The sequence below is a fragment of the Streptomyces sp. VTCC 41912 genome, assembly GCF_045799175.1.
In the GTDB taxonomy this organism is placed as follows: Bacteria; Actinomycetota; Actinomycetes; order Streptomycetales; family Streptomycetaceae; genus Streptomyces; species Streptomyces albulus_C.
In genome coordinates this window covers 118,074-136,699 of record NZ_JBJMAB010000007.1, presented here as the reverse complement: position 1 = coordinate 136,699, position 18,626 = coordinate 118,074, and the positions used below count along the sequence as shown (strand labels likewise).

At 75.3% G+C, this 18,626-nt stretch carries 19 protein-coding genes; 8 read left to right on the top strand and 11 right to left on the bottom strand.

What is annotated here, in order from left to right; translation table 11 throughout:
* The first annotated feature begins 220 nt into the window (after positions 1–220).
* The 5 genes from ACJ6WD_RS13460 to ACJ6WD_RS13440 are packed head-to-tail and all read left to right on the top strand — an operon-like array spanning position 221 to position 4,083.
* Positions 221–406 carry a hypothetical protein gene (locus ACJ6WD_RS13460; RefSeq protein ID WP_016573986.1) on the top strand — a complete coding sequence of 62 codons (186 nt, stop codon included), beginning with the start codon at positions 221–223 and terminating at the stop codon, positions 404–406.
* Between the two features lie 50 nt (positions 407–456).
* Positions 457–1,119 (top strand): hypothetical protein, encoded by a 663-nt coding sequence (locus tag ACJ6WD_RS13455; protein WP_374206845.1) that lies wholly within the window; start codon positions 457–459, stop codon positions 1,117–1,119.
* Positions 1,116–2,105: a DUF6895 family protein gene (locus ACJ6WD_RS13450; protein WP_233659468.1), complete on the top strand. Its 990-nt coding sequence runs from the start codon at positions 1,116–1,118 to the stop codon at positions 2,103–2,105. The genes ACJ6WD_RS13455 and ACJ6WD_RS13450 overlap by 4 nt, the downstream gene beginning before the upstream one ends.
* Entirely contained in the window at positions 2,102–3,046 is a 945-nt protein-coding gene (locus ACJ6WD_RS13445; protein WP_233659469.1) for a DUF6895 family protein, read from the top strand. Before ACJ6WD_RS13450 ends, ACJ6WD_RS13445 begins: the two co-directional genes overlap by 4 nt.
* On the top strand, positions 3,046–4,083 hold the full coding sequence (locus ACJ6WD_RS13440; RefSeq protein WP_331246784.1) for a serine hydrolase domain-containing protein: 1,038 nt from the start codon (positions 3,046–3,048) through the stop codon (positions 4,081–4,083). The genes ACJ6WD_RS13445 and ACJ6WD_RS13440 overlap by 1 nt, the downstream gene beginning before the upstream one ends.
* Before the next feature lie 17 nt (positions 4,084–4,100).
* On the opposite strand, the gene ACJ6WD_RS13435 is transcribed toward ACJ6WD_RS13440, so the two are convergent.
* The 3 genes from ACJ6WD_RS13435 to ACJ6WD_RS13425 form a co-directional block, all read right to left on the bottom strand.
* Positions 4,101–6,140 carry an NB-ARC domain-containing protein gene (locus ACJ6WD_RS13435; RefSeq protein ID WP_233659471.1) on the bottom strand — a complete coding sequence of 680 codons (2,040 nt, stop codon included), beginning with the start codon at positions 6,138–6,140 and terminating at the stop codon, positions 4,101–4,103.
* 57 nt (positions 6,141–6,197) lie between these two features.
* Entirely contained in the window at positions 6,198–8,054 is a 1,857-nt protein-coding gene (locus tag ACJ6WD_RS13430) for an alkyl sulfatase dimerization domain-containing protein (RefSeq protein WP_331246785.1), read from the bottom strand.
* Positions 8,055–8,224: 170 nt separating this feature from the next.
* On the bottom strand, positions 8,225–9,304 hold the full coding sequence (locus tag ACJ6WD_RS13425) for a methyltransferase (protein WP_233659473.1): 1,080 nt from the start codon (positions 9,302–9,304) through the stop codon (positions 8,225–8,227).
* 334 nt (positions 9,305–9,638) lie between these two features.
* Between ACJ6WD_RS13425 and ACJ6WD_RS13420 the strand changes: the two genes are divergently transcribed.
* Positions 9,639–9,791 (top strand): hypothetical protein, encoded by a 153-nt coding sequence (locus ACJ6WD_RS13420; protein WP_020929425.1) that lies wholly within the window; start codon positions 9,639–9,641, stop codon positions 9,789–9,791.
* A gap of 113 nt (positions 9,792–9,904) precedes the next feature.
* Here ACJ6WD_RS13420 and ACJ6WD_RS13415 read toward each other — a convergent pair whose 3' ends face one another.
* From ACJ6WD_RS13415 to ACJ6WD_RS13390, 6 genes are all read right to left on the bottom strand, one after another.
* On the bottom strand, positions 9,905–10,345 hold the full coding sequence (locus tag ACJ6WD_RS13415) for an SPW repeat protein (RefSeq protein WP_044372629.1): 441 nt from the start codon (positions 10,343–10,345) through the stop codon (positions 9,905–9,907).
* A 213-nt stretch (positions 10,346–10,558) separates the two neighbouring features.
* Positions 10,559–11,590, bottom strand: a complete 1,032-nt coding sequence (locus ACJ6WD_RS13410; RefSeq protein ID WP_407615843.1) for a lysylphosphatidylglycerol synthase transmembrane domain-containing protein — start codon at positions 11,588–11,590, stop codon at positions 10,559–10,561.
* The gene (locus tag ACJ6WD_RS13405; protein WP_331246788.1) at positions 11,590–12,477 is read right to left on the bottom strand and encodes a class I SAM-dependent methyltransferase; all 888 of its coding nucleotides are present in this window, start codon (positions 12,475–12,477) and stop codon (positions 11,590–11,592) included. The genes ACJ6WD_RS13410 and ACJ6WD_RS13405 overlap by 1 nt, the downstream gene beginning before the upstream one ends.
* Positions 12,474–13,586, bottom strand: coding sequence for a glycosyltransferase family 4 protein (locus ACJ6WD_RS13400; RefSeq protein ID WP_331246789.1), 1,113 nt, complete (start codon positions 13,584–13,586; stop codon positions 12,474–12,476). The genes ACJ6WD_RS13405 and ACJ6WD_RS13400 overlap by 4 nt, the downstream gene beginning before the upstream one ends.
* A gap of 19 nt (positions 13,587–13,605) precedes the next feature.
* Positions 13,606–14,004: a 6-carboxytetrahydropterin synthase gene (locus ACJ6WD_RS13395; protein ID WP_233659478.1), complete on the bottom strand. Its 399-nt coding sequence runs from the start codon at positions 14,002–14,004 to the stop codon at positions 13,606–13,608.
* A gap of 64 nt (positions 14,005–14,068) precedes the next feature.
* Entirely contained in the window at positions 14,069–15,073 is a 1,005-nt protein-coding gene (locus ACJ6WD_RS13390) for a zinc-binding alcohol dehydrogenase (protein ID WP_407615871.1), read from the bottom strand.
* A gap of 123 nt (positions 15,074–15,196) precedes the next feature.
* On the opposite strand from ACJ6WD_RS13390, the gene ACJ6WD_RS13385 reads away from it, so the two are divergent.
* A complete protein-coding gene (locus tag ACJ6WD_RS13385; protein WP_376444204.1) occupies positions 15,197–16,000 on the top strand; it encodes a CDP-alcohol phosphatidyltransferase family protein in 804 nt (267 codons plus the stop codon).
* 46 nt (positions 16,001–16,046) lie between these two features.
* On the opposite strand, the gene ACJ6WD_RS13380 is transcribed toward ACJ6WD_RS13385, so the two are convergent.
* Positions 16,047–16,448: a DUF6126 family protein gene (locus ACJ6WD_RS13380; protein ID WP_233659480.1), complete on the bottom strand. Its 402-nt coding sequence runs from the start codon at positions 16,446–16,448 to the stop codon at positions 16,047–16,049.
* A gap of 56 nt (positions 16,449–16,504) precedes the next feature.
* The gene (locus ACJ6WD_RS13375; protein ID WP_233659481.1) at positions 16,505–16,705 is read right to left on the bottom strand and encodes a hypothetical protein; all 201 of its coding nucleotides are present in this window, start codon (positions 16,703–16,705) and stop codon (positions 16,505–16,507) included.
* A gap of 774 nt (positions 16,706–17,479) precedes the next feature.
* On the opposite strand from ACJ6WD_RS13375, the gene ACJ6WD_RS13370 reads away from it, so the two are divergent.
* A complete protein-coding gene (locus ACJ6WD_RS13370; protein ID WP_233659482.1) occupies positions 17,480–18,580 on the top strand; it encodes a nitrous oxide reductase family maturation protein NosD in 1,101 nt (366 codons plus the stop codon).
* Positions 18,581–18,626: the final 46 nt, after the last annotated feature.

Below are 18,626 nucleotides of genomic sequence, written 5' to 3'. Positions count from 1 at the left end.
GCACTCCGCGACCGCGCTTCTCCCCGCCCGCGGGGCACCTCGCGGCGTTCCGCCAACTCATGGGATCGGTTGGTCAGTTACCGGGAAGTCGGATCCCGGCTCCGCCAACGGGGGCCGATCGGGACGTCCTCGACGACCCCTCACCACTGGATTAGTCCGGTTTGCGGCGGTTTCTGGCGAATGTCAGCCTGAAAGCCCATTCGTCGAAGGAGTTGATCGCATGGTTACGGATCGCACCGCACCGATCGAGACCGCTGCTCTGTCCGCCGAGGTCGAGGGGCTGCTCAGCCCCGCCGAGCCCGACGGTGTCTACCGCGATACCCGCGAGTGCGGGGGCGGGCTGCTGCTGCTCGGCCTCCTGCTGATCTCGCCCCCCACCCCCCGCCCGAAGTCCGGCGTTCGCTGAGGGGAATCGCGTTGGCTGAACAGACGCAGGGAGCAGTCCCGCTCAGCGCTGTGATCGCCGATGCCGCAACCGGGGTCGCCCTCGCCCTCCAGGGTGGGGGCGACCCCTATGCGCTCTCCCGGATCCTGCGACAGGGCGATCCGCTCGCCCCTGCCGCGGTCCGGGTCCTGGGCGCCGACGCGCTCGCGCCGTACGCCCTGGAGCACCGCGCGGTGCCGGTGGGTGCGGACGACGAAGCGGTGGTGCGGCAGACACTGGCGGCCTTCCCCCCGGGCGCGGACGCCTCCGACGTATCGGCATGGAGCTATCGCGGCCTGGTGGAGGCGACGCACGCGTACCTCCCCTCGCACGCCCGACCCTGGCCCCGGCCCCCCGAGACCGGAGCCGAGTGGGCCGCCACCGACCCCTGGCCGCGGCTCGCCCACCGGGTGTCCCAACTCGCGGCCCTGGCCCTCCCGGGCCTCGCCGCCGACCTGGAGGAGCAACTGACCTCACGCACCGACGACTTGGCCCGCGGCTTCGTCCGGGCCGTACGCCGCCGCGACTGGCTCCAGGCCGCCGGGGTGGGCCGCTGGCTGGCCCGGCTCCCCGACGTGCCCCCCACCCTCGGGCTGGACGCCGGCCTGGCCTTCGTCCGGCAGATGGGCGGTGACGACCCGCGGGTGGCGCTGCACGTGGTGGCCGCGCAGCGGTTCTTCGGGCGGGGCTGGTGACCGCCGGCCGGGGCGACCCGGACCTGCTGGACCGGATCGTCGGGGGCAGCCTCGGCTGGCTGACCGCGATGCGGGACTTCTTCCGCCTGCCACCGGACACGACCACCGACGCCGACCCCAACCTCACCCTCAAACCCCTCGGCGAGCTGGCCGAACTCACCCAGCTCATCGCCTCGTCGCACCCGTGCGCGGAACTCCGGGACGCGGCGGGGCGGCTGTTCGCCTTCGCCTGGCGGGAGACCCGCGCGGGCGCCCTGTTCGCCGAGCTGATCCGCGGGGAGCCGTACGCCACCTACCCGGTGGAGATCTACGGGGTCTTCGCCCAGGCCGGGCTGCGGCACCCGGCCGTCGAGGAACTGGTCCTGACCACGACCGGGCTGCGCGGCTGGCGGGTGGCCCGCGAGGACCACACCCGAACCCTCGGGGTGCTCAACGCCGAGCGGCGGATCGGCCTGGCCCAACACGCCGACTTCGACACCGCGTTCGCGCACACCGGGCTCGGGCTGCTCCCCGAGCCCTGGGCGCTGGACCGCAAGGCGGCGTACGGCCTGACCCACGACGTCTTCCACCTCACCGACTGGGGCCGCAACCGCCGGCGGTTGGCCCCCGAGGCCGCCGGCTACCTGCGGCTCTGGTTGCCCTCCTGGCTGGAGAACTGGCAGGAGGAACAACTGTGGGACCTCGTGGGCGAGTTGCTGGCGGTCGCGGCCTGCCTGCCCGCGGCCCCGTACGACGCGGCTGCCTGGCAGCGGCTGGCCGCCGCGCAGGCCGCCGACGGCAGCGTGCCCGAGACCGGTGCCGCGCCGCGCCCGACCGATCCGGCCGAGGCGTTCCTGGCCTGCTACCACTCCACCCTGGTGACCGCGTTCGCCGGCACCCTCGCCCGGATCGCCTCGGACGAGGCCGAGCCCTACGCCGGCCCGCTGGTGGCCGGGCAGACGGCGGTGGCCGGGCCGACCCCCTACGAAAGCGAGGCTGCGCTGTGACCGTGACCGCTGCGTCCCTGGCCTCCCCGGCCTCCCCGGCACTGCTCCACCGGGTCGGCGACCGGGCCCTGAGCTGGCTCGACGCGCACCGCGACTTGTTCCGGCTGACGCCCGAGGACCGCGCCACGGGCAGCGCGACGATCGAACGGCTCAAGCCCATCGGCGAACTGGCCATCAACATGCAGGTGCTGTTCCGGGAAGGCGTGGCCGGCTCCCGGCAGCGCACCCGGGCCGGTGCGCTGCTGGACTTCGCCTGGCGGGAGCTGCTCGACGGCGGCAACGTCCTGGCCGCCCTCCAACAGGACGAACCGCACTCCCCGGTGCCGTTGGAGGTCTACGCGCCGTTCCACGAACTGGGCCACCGCCACCCGGGCCTGGAGGCGGCCCTGGCGGTGACCCGGCGCACCGCGACGTGGACCGCGCTGGAGATGGTGCCCAACCGGCGCCTGGGCGTGCTCAACGCCGAACGCAAGATCGGACTGGCCCCCAGCGCCGACGTCGACCAGGCACTGGCGCGCACCTGGCTGGGACAGCTGCCCGAGCCCTGGACGGTGCAGCTGCACATCGCGTACGACATCACCCACACCGTCTTCCACCTCACCAACTGGGGCGAGGCACCGGACCGCATCCCGCCCGACGTCGCCGACTACCTCACCCGGTACCTGCCGGCCTGGCTGGACGACTGGGCCGACCTCGAACACTGGGACCTGCTCGGTGAGCTCCTGGTCGTGGACGCCTGTCTGCCCCGTCCCACCTTGGACGCGCGGCTGTGGGAGCGGTACGCCGCCGCCCAGGACGCGTCCGGGGCGATGCCGATCCAGCACGCGATGCCCGAGGGCGATCCGGACCTGGTCTTCGACCAGGTGCACCACCCCACCCTGGTCGCCGCGTTCGCCTCGGCCATGGCCACCTCCCGCGCGCTGACGTCCACCGCCGGCTGATGCGGCCCCCCTCCGGCGGGCCGGCGCTGGCGGACCGGCTGGCGTACGCGCTGACCACCGTCGACGCCCCGGACGTCGTCCTGGCCGTCACCCGGCGGGGCCGCCGCACGGTGGTCAGCGGCGGCACCGCGCTGGCGCCGCCGACCCCGCGCCAGGACCTGCGCTACGAACTCGGCTCGCTGACCAAGACGTTCACCGTGCTGCTGCTCGCGGACCTCGCGGCGAACGGCGCGCTCCGGCTGGACGATCCGCTCACCGCACGCCTGCCGCGGCTGCCGCTGCGCCACCCGTGGTCGGGCCGGATCACCCTGCGCCACCTGGCCACCCACACCTCCGGGCTGCCCCGCATCCCCACCGACCTGTTGATCGGCGCGCTGGTCCGCCCCTACGAGAACGGCTACTCCCGCTACGACACCGAGCGGCTGCTGCGCACCTTCGCCCACACCCGCCCCCGGCACCGGCCCGGCACCCGCTGGCGCTACTCCAATTTCGGGCTGGCACTGCTCGGCCCGGCCATGGGGCACACGACCGGCACCGGCTACCCGGACCTGCTGACCACCCGGGTGCTGAAGCCGCTCGGCCTCACCGGCACCACCCTGGCGCCCGGGGCCACCGGCACCGAAGCGGTCGGCCACCGCACCAACGGCACCACTCCCGTCCAGAGCACCGACATGGGGGCCTTCGCCGCCGCCGGCGCGGTCCGGTCCACCCCCGACGACCTGCTCACCTACCTGGAAGCACACCTGTACCCAGAGGGCAGTCCGCTGGCCGGGGCGCTGCGCGCGGTGCGCACCCCGCTGCTGCGACGCGGCTGGCGGCACCGCAACACCCACACCCTGACGTGGTACCAACATCCGGCGGCGCGCGGCCCGTTGCTCTTCCACGTGGGCGCGACCTTCGGGCAGCAGGCGTTCCTCGGATTCCACCCGGCGTCCGGCACCGGACTGGTCGCCCTGGCCACCCGCCGCGGACGCACCTGCCGGATGGTCACCACCGCCTACGAGCTGCTGTACGCACTGGCCGGCGACGACGGATAGGGCCGCCGGCGCGGCGCTCAGAAGTCGCCGGCGAGGATCCGGGCGAGCAGCAGTTCCGGGTTCTGCTCGGCGGCCCGGTGGAAGGCGGCGGTGTAGGCGGCGTCGCCGATCGCCGCGCGGGCCCGGCGCTCGCACTGTTCGCGCACCGCGCGGAGTTCGGGGGTGCCGCGCTGCGGGTGCCCGACCGTGCGCCAGAACGCCTGGCCGCTGCCGTAGACCTGGGCGGCCGACGCACCGTCGCCCTGGGCGGCGACCGCGGCGGCCAGCAGGTCCAGGCCGAGGGCGATCCCGAAGTTGTCGCCGATGCGCCGCTTGGCGGCGAGCATGGCACGGGCGTGGCCCGCGGACTCCTCGGGCCGGTCCTGGAACAGCGCGATCAGGGCGAGCTGGTAGTCGGTGTAGGAGCGGGACCAGTACTCGCCGCGTTCGACGCACCCGTGCCGCAGCACGGTGGCCGCGGTGCGGGCCTCGCGCAGCCTCCCCAGGGCGGTGAGGGCGAACAGTCGGACGAGGTGGCAGCGCAGCCGGGCGGCGGAGTCGAACGGGTCGTCCGGCGGCGGGCCGAGCACCTGGCCGGCGACGGTGTGGGCGGTCAGCGGGCGGCCGGCCATCAGGTGGGTGAGGCCGATCAGGTAGCCGGCCGCGAGCACCGCGTCGTGGTCACCGCTGTCCCGGGCGGTGCGGGCGCACTCCCGACCGAGGGTTTCGGCGGCCTGGATCTCCCCTTGGAGGAGGACGGCGACGCCGAGCGCCCACAGGGCCCGGGTGCGGGCGGTGCCCTCGGCGTCCTCGGCGGCCTGGGCTGCCAGGGCGCGCTCCAGGTAGTCGCGGGCCTCGTGCAGGTGCCCGCAACAGGTCCAGAAGAAGCCGATGGCCGCGGACAGCTCCTGGGCGCGGTCCGGGGCGCTGCCGAGCAGGTGGTCCAGCGCGGTGCACAGGTCGACGTACGACTCGGCGACCCGCCCGTACCAGGTGACCTGGTCGGGGCCGAGCCAGCCGAGTTCGGCGCGGCGGCCGAAGCCGACGAAGTGTTCGGCGTGGCGGTCGGCGACGGTGACCGTCTCGTCCAGTTCGGCGAGCCACATCCGGCCGTATTCGCGCAGGGTGTCCAGCATCCGGAAGCGGTTGCCCTCGCGGCTGACCACGGATTTGGCGGCCAGCCCGGCCAGCGCGGTGCGCACCGCGTCGGGGGTGAGGGGCCCGTCGGCGCAGACCGCGGCCGCGGAGCCGACGTCGAAGGTGCCGCGGAAGACCGACAGCCGGGCCCACAGCAGCCGTTCCAGCGGCGCGCACAGTTCGTGGCTCCAGCCGATGGCGGTGCGCAGGGTGCGGTGGCGCGGGGTCCAGGGCATCCCGGTGCCGTCGAGGGCGTCGAGGCGGGAGCCGAGCCGCTCGACGACCTGGGCCAGCGGGCGGTGCGCGAGCTGGGCGCCGGCCAGTTCCAGGGCCAACGGGATGCCTTCGAGGCGCCGGCAGATGAGGGCCGCGGCGTCGGCGTTGAGCGGGTCGGCGAGCCGGAGGTCGGGGGCCGCGGTGCCGGCGCGCTCGGTGAAGAGCGTCAGCGCGTCGTTGGTGCCGGTGCAGGGCAGCGGGCCGATCTCGGTGATCCACTCGCCGGCGACCTCCAGCGGCTGCCGGGTGGTGACCATGACGATGACGCCGGGGGCGGCGGTGAGCAGGTCGCCGACCAGGTCCCGGCAGGCCGCGACGAGGTGTTCGCAGGAGTCCAGGACCAGCAGCAGGTCCTTGTCGGCGAGCCATTCGCAGAGCGCGGCCACCGGTGTCCGGGCCGAGTGGTCGGCCAGCCCGACGGCGTCGCAGACGGCGGCGACCAGCAGCTGGTCGCCTTGTAAGGGCCACAGCGGGACCCAGTGGACCCCGTCGGGGAACCGCGCCGTGGCCGCTTGGGCGGCCCGCATCGCGATCCGGGTCTTGCCCACACCACCGGGCCCGGTCAGGGTGATCAACCGATGCTGCGTCAACTCGGTGCTGAGTTGCCGAAGTTCGGCTCGGCGGCCGACGAAGCTCGTCGACTCCTCGGGAATGTTGCTCGCCACCGGCCCAGTTTGCCCCACGCCGCGGGCCGTCCGCTTCCGCCCTGCCAGCGGACGGGTTCAGGGCGTGACGATGGGGAAGTTGGGGTCCGGGGCGCTGAGCAGGCCGAGCAGTTCGCGCAGCGCCGCAGCGGGCTCACCCTCCTGAGTGACCGCGGTCGGGATGCGGCCGCCGAGCAGCTCGTGGAGCTGGGGTTTGGTGAGCGTGAGGGCGGCGTCGGTCCCGCTCTCGGGGGCGGGGGCGCCGGGGGTGCTGAGGTGGGTGAGCGCGCCGTTCGAGAGGGTCAGGTGCCAGGTGCGGTCCTCGTCGGCGAGGTGGAGGGCGAGGGTCAGGTGCGCGTGCCAGGCCCGCGGCCCGTCGACGCGGATGGCGAGCGAGTCCAGAAGCTGGTCGACGCTGCGGGCCCGGACCAGGTCGGGGGCCGGGGCGTCCGGTCCGGTGGTGTCGGGGCGGGCGGCGGCCGGAGTGCCGCGCAGTTCCATGGCGGCGGTCAGGTAGTAGTTGCGCCAGGTGCCGTTCTCGCAGCCGTGGCCCAGCCGCTGGTAGACGTCGGCGAGTTCCCGGCGGGCGCGCGGGTCGTGCGGGGCGGCGAAGACGGCGTGGTTGAGGAGGGTGGCGGCGAACCGCAGGTCGCCGGCGGCGGCGTACCGCTTGCCGGCGTCGACGGTGGCCGCGACGCCGCCCAGCGTCTCCACGTAGCGCCGGGCCTGCTCGGCCGGCGGGTGCTCCCACAGGTGGGCCGGGTTGCCGTCGAACCATCCGAGGTAGCGCTGGTAGATCGCCTTGACGTTGTGGCTGAGGGAGCCGTAGTAGCCGTGGTGCGCCCAGAGCCGTGCCAGGCCCGGGGGCAGCCGCAGCTCCTCGGCGATCTCGGCGCCGGTGCGGCCCTCGTTGAGCAGCCGCAGGGTCTGGTCGTGCAGGTATGCGTAGAGGTCGCGCTGGTTGGCGAGCAGGCGGCGGATGCGGGCGTTCCCCCAGGTCGGCCAGTGGTGGGAGGCGAAGGCGACCTCGCTGTCGGCGCCGAAGAGCGCCAGCGCCTCGTTGAGGTAGTGGGCCCAGCGCCGGGTGTCGCGGACCACGGCGCCGCGCAGGGTGAGGACGCTGTGCATGGTGTGGACGGCGTTCTCCGCGGTGCACAGCGCGCGGTGGGACGGGGCGGCGAAGTTCATCGCGGCGGGGGCGTCGGCGCCGGGGGTGAGCTGGAAGACCAGGCGGACCCCGTCGACGATCTCCTCCTGGCCGGTGCGGGTGACGTCCACGGTCGGGGGGACGAAGCTGCGGGTGCCGGCGGAGGGCAGGGTGCCCAGGCCGCAGCCGATCTGGCCGTCCGGGGCGGCGGGCAGCTGCGTGCCGTACATGTACACGGCGCGCCGGGCCATGGCCGGGCCGGTGTACAGCTGCTCGCCGACCGCGCTCTCCCGGAATCCGGCGGGTGCCAGCACCGGTACCGGGTGGTGGTCGGGCGGCAGGACGCCACGGGCGCCGCCGAAGTGGTCGGCGTGCGCATGGGTGTAGATCAGGCCGGTGACCGGTCGGTCGCCGCGGTACTTGCGGTAGAGCTCCAGCCCGGCGGCGGCGGTCTCGGTGGACAGCAGCGGATCGACGACCAGGACGCCGTGGTCGCCCTCGATGAGCGACATGTTGGACAGGTCCAGGCCGCGGACCTGGTAGATGCCCTCGGTCACTTCGTACAGGCCCTGCCGGCTCACCAGCCGCCCCTGGCGCCACAGGCTCGCGTCGGCGGACGCGGGGCAGTTCCCGGCCAGGAAGGCGTGCCGCTCGGCGTCCCAGATCACCCGGCCGTCGGCCGCGGTGATCCTGGGCGGGTCGAGCGGGGCGATGAAGCCACGGTCGGCGTCGGCGAAGTCCTCGTGGTCGTCGACGGGCACGGTGTCGTCCACGGGCACAGCGGTCACGGCGCGCCACCTCTCGCAGACCGCGGGCCATCACGGGCGCATGGCCCACACGTTCGATTTAACCGAAGATGTCGGGCCGCCGCACGCGTGGGCTCCGGCGCGCCCCGGCGCCCCGCCGTGCGGCCCGGCCCGGCCCCGCGCCCGAGGTCCGGTGGCACCGCGCGAACGGGTCAGACCGGCTCCGCCTCGATCACCGAGAAGCGGTTGGGGCGCGGGAGGGGCGTGACGCCGCGGACGGCGAATCCCGCGCTGCGGCACAGCCGCTCGAAGTCGTCCCGGGTGCGCTCCCGGCCGCCGACGTTGACCAGCATGTTGAGGTCGCTGAGGTAGCGGATCACGTCGCCCGAGGCGTCGGCGACGGCCGGCAGGACCGGCTCGACGATCAGCAGCCGACCGGCGTCGGGCACGACCCGGCGGAGGTGGCCGAGGATCTGCCGGCACTGCTCGTCGTTCCAGTCGTGCAGCACGCTCTTGAGGAGGTAGAGGTCGGCGCCGTCGGGGGCGGTGGCGAAGAAGTCGCCGGTCACCAGGGAGCAGCGGTCGGCCAGGCCGTCCCGGGCGAGCCGGCTGCCGGCCTGGGCGAGGCCCTCGGCGCGGTCGAAGAGGATGCCGCGCAGCCTCGGGTGGGTCCGCAGGACACCGGCCAGCAGGGTGCCGTCGCCTCCGCCGACGTCGGCCACGGTGGCGAAGCGGTCGAAGGGGAAGGCCGCCGGCAGCAGCGCGGCGGTGTCCGCGGTGCCCTGGCTCATCGCGGCGTTGAACTGGGCCGAGAGGGCCGGCCGTTCGGCGAGGTAGCCGAAGAAGTCGGTGCCGAAGACGGTGTCGAAGGCGGGTGCGCCGGTGCGGACGCTGTCGTCGAGGTGGCCCCAGGCGCGCAGCAGGGCCGGGTCGGTGAACATCCGGACGAGGGCGTTCAGTGAGCCTGGGGCGTCGGTGCGCAGCTGGGCGCCGACCGCGGTGGCGGCGAACCGGCCCGGCGCGGGCTCGGCGAGCAGCCCCAGGGCGGTCAGCGCCCTCAGTAAGCGCGCCATGGCCTGTGGTTGCGCCGCGCACGCGGCGGCCAGGTCGTCCGCGGTGCGCTCGCCCTCGCCGATCCGGTCCAGGACGCCGAGCCGGACGGCGGCGCCGGCGACGTGGCTGGCCATGGCGCCGTAGGTGAGCTTGACGAGGGCGTCCCGGTGCTCGTCCGCGGGACGGTGCGGTTGGGGCACGAGGTTCGGGCGGTGCTGTTGCGACGGGTCGTCCGGCATGGCGGGGTTCCTCTCCGGTGATGTCCGGTCAACTGCGTTACGCACGGGGCCCGGAAGGGCACAACAACGCCTGTGTGCCGTTGCACACCCCGCACTGGCCTACATACTTAGGTAACCCTAAGTCGGCCCGATCTCCGAAGCAACGCCCCCGTCCAGCACCCCGCCCGTACGGCGCGACCGGCAGCACCACCCGGGAGAGGAGGGACGCTCCCTGTCCCCCGACGACAACCACCAACTCCGCGACCTCGCGGAACAGTTCCCGCCCGAGGCCGCCCCCTGCCCACCCGTCCGCATACCCGCGCCGGCGACCCCGTTCCGGCGCTGGGCGGTCTGGTTGATACTGGCCACCGCGATCGCGGTCCTGGTCACCGGCGTGGCCCTCGCGCACGGCCTGCTCCTGGCCGGCGGACTGGTGCTGGCCGGGGTGGCCGGACAGCGCTTCACACCGCCCCGCTCCGCCGCCCTCGACCGCGACCGCGACCGGTAGCCGGACGGGGACCGCCCGTACGCCGCCGGACGTGCCCGGCCCGCCTGCCGTCGCTCTGGGACTTCGAAGGGCAAGCGGGCCGGTGGTCCTGCACACGCGCCGCGGGGCGCACCTCACGTGACGCGGCGGCTCCTCGACGCCACGGCGATGCACACCGCCCCCAGCGCCAGGGTCAGGGCGCCGATCACGACGTTGTTCCAGATGACCCCCGCGTCGGGACCGCGCCCGACGATCCAGGGCGACACGATCAGCCAGGCACCGATCGCGCACATCGCGCCGCTCAGGCCGTACATGCGCTCCGGAGTGACGGTGAAGCCGACCGCCAGCAGGGCGATCGCGATGCCGACGATGAGGTTGTGGGTCATCAGCGCCGGCTGCGAGGCCGTGTAGTGCACGATCCACGGTGACGCCGCGCAGTACAGGCCGACGAGGAACACCGGCCCGTCGACGAACACCACGTCCCGGCCACCGAGCGTCCGCTCGAACCGGGCCCGCATCTCGGAAACATCAGGGTGACCAGCGAGATCTCCCCTGTGGTGTGAGACGTCGGCCATACGACTCGCCTCCTTCGATCACGCGTCGGGGCCGCATCACGTGGCATCAGCCACTCACCTTTATTTTGCTCTTATGTCGCCTTTATGTGTAGATGTCGAGGTGGGTAATTTGACCGGATCCGGTCATCGGGGACACGGGCCCCTGGGACGCCCTCGGAGCGTCCCGCCCCCGGCCCCGCACCGGCGCCACCACCCGCCGCGCGAGCCCCCTCGCTAGCGCCGTCGGCCGTCCGCCGCCCCCACCAGCGCCCCGCCCCGCCGCACGCCGCCGGCGGCTCCGTGCGGGCTGCGACGGGCGGAGCGGAGCCCGGCGCCCCAGCGGGCCAGCAGCACCCCCGCGCCGGGCAGGCTCGCGGCCAGCACGAGCACGCCGTAGACGACCGCGGTGGCCAACCCCTGCGCGGCCCCCAGCCCGGCGGCGCCGAAGGCCCAGGCCGCCACGCCCTCCCGGGGACCCCAGCCGCCGACGTTCAGCGGCAGCGCCATGGCCAGCAGGGCCAGCACCACCAGCGGCACCAGGTCGCCGGCCGGCGCCCGCACCCCGGCGACCCGGGCCGCCAGCACGAACGTGGCCACGTAGCCGACGAGGACGACCGACGACGCCCCGACGACGCCCGGCCAGCGCGCCCGGCCCGCCACGACCCGCCCGGCCCCGGACACCGCGGCCCGCCACCCACCGCCGGACCGGTCGGCCGCACCGGCCCGACGACGACGCGCCCGGCCCAGCAGCACCGCCGCCAGACCACCGGCCGCCAGCGCCGCGAGCACCCAGCCGGCGGTCGGTCCGGTGAGCGCCCGGACCACCGCGGCGCGCACCGGCGAACGCTGCACGGCCAGCACCACCGCACCGACCACCAGCAGCACCAGTTGCCCCGCGGCCCGCTCCAGGACGACGGCGCGCACCCCGCTGCCCACGTCCCCGGCGGCCCGGCCGTGCCGCACCGCGCGGTGCACGTCGCCCAACACGCCGCCGGGCAACGCCGCGTTGAGGAACAGCGCCCGGTAGTAGTCCGCCACCGCCTGCCCCAACGGGAGCCGCAGGCCCAGGCCGCGGGCGACCAGACACCACCGCCACGCGCTGCACACGGTGGTCAGCACTCCGATGCCCACGGCGACCAACAACGTGCCGGCGTCGATCCGGCGCAGCCCGTCCAGGAGGGCGCCTGAGCCCACGTGCCACAACAGGACCGTCAGGATCGCCAGTCCGCCGAGCGTCCGCAGCCAGGGCCACATCCGGCGCGTCATCAGCCTGATCGGGGGCCCGGGACGCCGGCCGGAGCGGGCAGGGCCAGCAGGTCGACGTGGTGCACCGTGACGCCCAGCTCCCCCGCCGCGCACGCGTCCAAGCGGCGCCGCAGGTACCCGTCGGCCACGGCCGCCAGCTCCGGACGCGCCTCCCGTGCGGCACCCACCCAGCCGCGCAGCCACCGTTCGGCCAGCGCGCATTCCGGCCCGCCCAGTCGCCAGGGACTGGGCCGGTTCACCACCCGAGCGCCGCGCCGGGTGAACGCCTCGGTGGCCGCCGCGACGGCGTCCGGACCCAGTCGCCGGCGGCCGCCGTCGGTACGGCGCTGGTGGGCGTTGAACGCGGCGGAGAGTGCGGCGTCGAGGGGGTCGGCCGGGGTGAGTTCGACCCGGCCGGTGACCGAGAGCGCCAGCAGCGCCGGGCAGCCGGCACCCGTGCAAGCCGCGGCGACGGTCTCCAGTTCGTCGCGGGTCAGCAGGTCGAGCAGGGCCGAGGCGGTGACCAGGGACGTCCCCGCCAGGTCGGCGGCGGTCAGACCGGCGAGGTCGGCTTGCAGGGTGGTGACGGTGACGGGCCGTCCGTCGGCGGCGGTGGACGGGATCCGGCCGGCGGCCCGGGCGAGCAGGACCTCGTCGTGGTCCTGGAGGACCCAGTGCTGGGGGCCGGGCAGTCGGACCGCGAGCCAGCGCCCCATCGCCCCCGTGCCGCAGCCCAGGTCACGGATCACCAGGCCGCCGGTGCCGCCGAAGCGTTCCGGAGCGGGGGCCGCGGCGAGCCGGTCGCGCAACGGGCGCAGCAGCTCCGGCACACGGGCCGCGTCGTCGGCCCGCTCCCGCAACTCCAGCCACTGCGGACAGAACCGCGGTCTGCCGACCGCCCCGGTCACGGACTCCTCGGCGCGTTCCGCAGCCGTTCCAGCGCGCCGGCCAGACTGTGCGACGTCATCTCCCACCCCTCCAGCATGGCACGGCGACCCCGTGCGGAGACCGCCAGTCGCCGCCGCAATGCGCGATCGTCGAACCAGGCACGGAGTGCCGCCGCCAAGGCACCCCGTTCGTCGGGGGGAACCAGCAGCCCCGGCACGCTCCCGTCGGGCGCCCGCCCGACCGCCTCCGGCACTCCGGCCACCGCCGTCGCCACCACCGGTACGCCGCGCGCCAACGCCTCGGTGAGCACCATGCCGTAGGTCTCGGCGTACGAGGCGAGCAACACCAGGTCGGCGGCTGCGTAGTGGGCGGCCAGTGCGGCGCCGGTCCGCGGGCCGGTGCAGGCGATGCGCCCGGCAAGGCCCAACTGTGCTATCCGTGCGCGGAGTTGCTGCGCGGTGTTCGGGTCCTGGCGGGTGCTGCCGACGAAGGCGCAGGTCCAGGGGGCGTCGCTGACGGTGGCGAGCGCGTCCACCAGGCGTCGGTGGCCCTTGCGCGGGGTCAACGACGCCACGCACAACAACCCGCCGGCGCCGTCCGTCCCGGGCGCGAGCGGGGCGGCGTCGACGCCGGGCCGGGCGACCGTCACCGGCGGCAGCCCCGGCCCGTGGTGACTGCGGATCCGACGCGCCGCCCAGTCACTGGTGGCGATCACCGCGTGGACGGCGTGCAGGGCGCGCCGTTCGCGGGCGTCCAGCTCCGCGGCCGTTGCCGGGGCGAGCCCGGTCTCGTCGGCGAGCGGCAGGTGGACCAGGACGGCCAGCCGCAACCGGGCGGCCTCGGGGCGGAGCACGTCGGGCACCCCGCAGGCCACCAGGCCGTCCAGCAGCACCACCGCGCCGTCCGGAAGACCGGCCAGCAGGCGGGCCAGTGCGGTGATGGCGGTGGCGTCCGGCTGCGGCCAGCCGCCGGGCACCTGATGGCGGTGCACCTGCCAGCCGAGGACCGGCAGGTCGCGGCAGACCCGTAGGTCGTAGCGGTTGCCGCCGCTGGGTGCCCGGTCGTCGCCGACGCCGCCGGGCAGGACGGCGTGCACCACCCGCGCGCCCGCCGGGGCGCGGCCGGTCAACGGGTGCGCCGGCGCCGGCTCACAGCGCCCGCTCGTAGCTGGCCCAGGCCACGTGGGACTCGTGCAGGGTGACGGTGATGCCGCTCAGGTCGCGGGCGCCCGCACCGAGGTTGCCGGCGTGCACCCGGTCGGCGAGCCGGTCGGCGATCACCTTGGCGAGCGCCTCGGTGGAGGTGTTGGTCCCGGCGAAGGCGGGTTCGTCGTCGAGGTTGCGGTAGTTGAGCTCGGCGATCACGCCGCCGAGTTCCTGGGTGGCGAGGCCGATGTCGACCACGATGTTGTCGTCGTCGAGTTCGGGGCGGCGGAAGGTGGCGTCCACGATGAAGGTGGCGCCGTGCAGGCGCTGCGCGGGTCCGAAGACCGCGCCGCGGAAGCTGTGCGCGACCATCAGGTGGTCACGGACGGTGATGCTGAACACGGGGGTTCCTCCAGGAGGTGTCGCCGACGGTCGGGCTCGGACGGAAGTCGTGGGCGGTGGGACGTCACACCGCACCGGGGGCCGGGGTGCCGGGCGCCGGGTAGCGGATGCGGTGGCAGAGCGCCGGGAGCGCGCCGGAGGCCAGCTCGGGCAGCACCGACGGCAGCTCGTCGAAACGGGATTCCCCGGTGATCAGCGCGTCGAAGGCGGGGTCGGCGAGCAGGTCGAGCGCGAGCGCCAGGCGGTCGGCGTGGGTGCGCCGGCCGCACCGGGCCGGGGCGACGGCGCCGACCTGGCTGCTGCGGACGGTCAGCCGGCGGGAGTGGAAGGACTCCCCCAGCGGCAGGCTGACCCGGCGGTCGCCGTACCAGCTGAGCTCGATCACGGTGCCTTCCGGAGCGAGGAGTTCGAGGGCCCGGGCCAGGCCGTCCTCGGTGGCGCTGGCGTGCACGACGAGGTCGCAGTCGCCGCGGGCGTCGGCGGGCAGCGCGAACGGGACGCCCAGCGCCGCGGCGGTGGTGGCGCGCGCCGGATCGGCGTCGACCAACTGCACCCGGGTGGCCGGGTGGCGGGCCAGCAGCGCGCCGACCGCGGCCCCGACCATGCCGCCGCCGATCACCGCGATCCGGTCGCCGAGCAGCGGTGCCGCGTCCCAGACGGCGTTCACCGCGGTCTCGACGGTGCCCGCGAGGACGGCGCGCCCCGCGGGGACGGCGGCCGGCACGGGTGTCACCGCGCTGGCCGGGACGACGTAGTGCGTCTGGTGCGGGTAGAGGCAGAAGACCGTGCGGCCGCGCAGGTCGGCCGGCCCCTCCTCGACGAGGCCCACGTTGAGGTAGCCGTATTTGACGGGCGCCGGGAACGTGCCCTCCTGGAACGGCGCCCGCATCGCCGCGTACTGGCTCCGCGGGACGCCCCCGCGGAACACCAGGCTCTCGGTCCCCCGGCTCACCCCGGAGTACAGGGTGCGCACCAGCACCTCGTCGGCGGCCGGTCGCGGCAGGTCGACCGTGCGGATCTCCCCGCGGCCTGGAGCGCTGAGCCAGAAACTCTGGGCGACGCGCGGCAACGAGTCCTCCTGGACGGTGCGGCGATGCGTCGTGAATGCTGAGGGGCGCACGCCGGGGATCATGGCGACGCCGTCACGATACGCGGCGTCCCCCGGCTCCGCCACAGTGTCCCGGGAGGCGTGATGGCCGTACAAGGGCGGTGCGGGACAAGGCCGTTCGGCCCGGACCGGGTGGCGGGCCCGCTCGCGCAGGTGGTGCTGTTGGGGGCGCTGTGCCGGACGGTCGGGCTGGGCCCGGCGGGCTGGCTGACCGGCTGCGCCTGCACGGTGGCCACCTGGGCCGCGCTCACCCGGGCGGTACGCGGCTCCTGGCTGCCGTCCTTCGGGCCGGCCAACCGCGTCACGCTGGCCCGGGCCACGCTCGTCGGCGGGGTCGCGGCGCTGGTCGCCGACTCCTTCGGCCGCCGGTCGCCGGTGGCGGTGCTGGTCGGACTGGCCGTGGTGGCGCTGGTGCTGGACGCGGTGGACGGCCGGGTGGCGCGGCGCACCGGGACGGCCACCGCGCTGGGGGCACGGTTCGACATGGAGGTCGACGCGTTCCTGATCCTGGTGCTGTCCGTCTACGTGGCGGTCCCGCTGGGACCGTGGGTGCTGGCCATCGGCGCGCTGCGCTACCTCTTCGTCGCGGCGTCCTGGGTGCTGCCGTGGTTGCGGGCGCCGCTGCCGCCCAGCACGGCGCGGAAGGCGGTGGCCGCGGTGCAGGGCGTGGTGCTGGTGGCGGCGGGCGCCGGGCTCGCGCCGCGTCCGCTGGAGCGGGTGGCGGTGGCGGCGGCGCTGGCCCTGTTGGGGTGGTCGTTCGGGCGGGACGTGCGGTGGCTGCGGCGGGCCGGGGTGCGCCCGGCCGGCGGCGCGGCCGCGGTACGGCCGGCGGACGCCGCGCCCGCGGGGCGCCGGGGCCGTGGGGAGTCCGCGCCGGGGACGGGGTGAGGCTGCGGGGACGAGGCGCGGTGGGTCGGGTGCCTGGGCGGGTGCCTCAGATCCCGGCGTGCCGTCCGAGGTAGACGACGAGCGCCAGGAACGCCAGCACCAGGTGGGTCACGGCGATGGAGAACAGCACCCGTATCCACAGGCTGCGCCGGGCCGCCTCGTGGGCCGCGGCGCGATGGGTCACCAGGACGGTGCCGGGCAGCCGGGCCAGCCGGGTGCCGGGGCGGATCGCGGTGGCCCGGGCCCGTCGGACCCCGCAGCGGAGCGAGTGCCGGTGCCGGGCGGCGATCTCCGGGCAGGTCCGCCCGTGGCCGCGGGGCGGGCGGAGCGCACCCCGGCCGGGCCTGCCGCGGCCTCGGCAGGCCCGTGCCGAGGCGAGGGGTATGCAGGTGCGGGAGCGGACCGCACGCCACGGCGGCGGTCCCTTGCGTCGCGGTGCGCCGGACATCGGTCACCCGGCTCCGGAGCCGGAGGCCGTGCGCCGGCGGCGCGGTGCCGCGGCGGTCATTCCGCCGCCCCGCCCTGGCCGGTGCCACCGGAGCCGCGGTCCGGGTCGACCCCGACGCCGCGCGCGATGCGCAGCGCGTCGTCCAGTTCGTCCTCCGCCACGGCCAGCGCGGCGGGGTCGTCGGCGGCCCGCGCCGCTTCGACGGCGGCCCGCGCGGCGCGCACCCGTTCCCGTACCGACTCGGCGAAACCGCCCACGCATGCCCTCCGCGTTCAGGCCGACCGGCCATCGCGATGATCGTTGAACAGGGGAATTCCTCAACTGTAGACGACGGACCCCCCGGATTGAACGGGCGGGGCGACTCCGGTGGGTCCGGTGCCGCCGCCGAATCGACGGCCCCGACCCCGCACTTGCCGCGCGCGCTCCCCGGGCCCCGGGGGTCGCGCCCGGCCGGGGTCCGCGACCGGCGGCGTCGGGCGGCGGCCGGACCGTGCGGACGGGCCCGCGGAGCGGACGACGGCGCCCCGGCGCGTCGAGCGAGGCGGCCAGAAGGGACGGGGGCTCGGCGCGGTGCCGTGCGCGGAGCGTGAGCGCGCGGGTCGCCTGCGCGGGCGGGCGCACCGTCGTCCCGGAGGGCACGAAGGCGCCCGTCGCCCGGCTCCTCCCCGGTAGCGGCCGTTGGAGTGATGAAGCGGACCGGAGCGCCCCGGTCGGGTGTCGTCGGGGTGCGGCCGGCGTTGAGCATCCGTGACCGTCCCCCGCCTCCGTCCGTGGTTCCTGCCGGCCAGCCTCGCGGCCCTGTTGGCCGAGGTCGCGCCGGACGGCCCGACTGACGCACCGTCCGATCGCGGCCCCGGCCCGGTGGCTGATCCCGGGTCGGGCGCCGGGTACCCCGGAACGCCGCCGTCCGCCCCGCGTTCCCCCGACGCCCGCCCCGGCGCCCCGGCCCTGGAAAGCTGAGCCCTGCACGCACCGTGGTCAACGGGCTACCACATGTGGCGGGTCCCGATGATCGCCCATAGCTTCGCCTCATGGCGCTTCGACAGATGACCCACGGGGCACGGCGGATGACCTACTCGGGGTGCGCGGCGGTGGTCCTGGCCGGCGTACTCGGTGCGGCCCCGCCGTCCCAGGCCGCGGCGGACCGGGACGACAGGGTGCACGTCGTCCGCCCCGGGGAATCGATCCAGCAGGCCGTGGACGCGGCCCGGCCGGGCGACACGGTAGTCCTGTTGCCCGGCGTGTACCGCGAGAGCGTGCTGATCAACAAGTCGCACCTGATGCTCCGCGGGGTGGACGGGGAAGCCGTGCTCGCCCCGCCCGTCACCCGGGCGGAGAACGCCTGCGGACAGACCGGTGACGGCATCTGCGTCACCGCCGGCCCCGGCGGCCCGGTCACCGACGTCCACCTGCGGTCGCTGACCGTCGAGGGGTTCCGGCGGAACGGCGTGTGGGCCTCCGGCACCGAGGGGCTGACGGTGCGCCACGTCACCGCGCGCCACAACGGCCAATGGGGCATCGGACTGGAGAAGTCCGTGCACAGCCTGCTCCGCGACGACACCGCCACGGAGAACGGCGACGCGGGGATCTTCCTTGCCAACGCGGTCATGGAGGAGGGCGGGGCGCTGGACACCCGCCGCACCCTGATCGTCGAGAACCGGCTCGGCGGCAACCGCATCGGCATCACCGCCCGGCGGGTCCGCAACCTCCTGATCGCCCGCAACAACGTGATCGGGAACTGCGCCGGGGTGTTCGTGGTCGGCGACGAGGGCCGCCCCAAGGCCGGTGCGCTCACCGTGCGGGACAACGACGTCTCGCGGAACAACAAGCACTGCCCGGCGACCAAGCGCCTGCCGTTCCTCCAGGGGTCCGGTGTCGTCCTGACCGGCACCGAGGACTCGCTCGTCCAGCACAACCTCGTCCGCGACAACGTCGGCGACTCCCCGCTCTCGGGCGGGGTGGTGCTCTTCCCGAGCTTCGTGAAGTCCGCCAACGAGCGCAACCTCATCCGGGACAACGTGGCGCTGCGGAACGCCCCGGCGGACCTGATCAACGGAGACCCGGCCGGCCAGGGCAACGTCTTCGTCCGCAACACCTGCCGGACCTCCAGGCCGGTCGGCCTGTGCCGGTGACCGCGCCGGCGCCGGCAGCACCCCCATCGGAACGTCAACGGGAGAA

Excerpts from the sequence above, each read along its gene's own strand:
- ACJ6WD_RS13410 (WP_407615843.1), bottom strand. The coding sequence starts at position 11,590 with ATGACGCGCCGGATGTGGCCCTGGCTGCGGACGCTCGGCGGACTGGCG.
- ACJ6WD_RS13460 (WP_016573986.1), top strand. The coding sequence starts at position 221 with ATGGTTACGGATCGCACCGCACCGATCGAGACCGCTGCTCTGTCCGCC.
- ACJ6WD_RS13415 (WP_044372629.1), bottom strand. The coding sequence starts at position 10,345 with ATGGCCGACGTCTCACACCACAGGGGAGATCTCGCTGGTCACCCTGAT.
- ACJ6WD_RS13370 (WP_233659482.1), top strand. The coding sequence starts at position 17,480 with ATGGCGCTTCGACAGATGACCCACGGGGCACGGCGGATGACCTACTCG.
- ACJ6WD_RS13385 (WP_376444204.1), top strand. The coding sequence starts at position 15,197 with ATGGCCGTACAAGGGCGGTGCGGGACAAGGCCGTTCGGCCCGGACCGG.
- ACJ6WD_RS13425 (WP_233659473.1), bottom strand. The coding sequence starts at position 9,304 with ATGCCGGACGACCCGTCGCAACAGCACCGCCCGAACCTCGTGCCCCAA.
- ACJ6WD_RS13380 (WP_233659480.1), bottom strand. The coding sequence starts at position 16,448 with ATGTCCGGCGCACCGCGACGCAAGGGACCGCCGCCGTGGCGTGCGGTC.
- ACJ6WD_RS13440 (WP_331246784.1), top strand. The coding sequence starts at position 3,046 with ATGCGGCCCCCCTCCGGCGGGCCGGCGCTGGCGGACCGGCTGGCGTAC.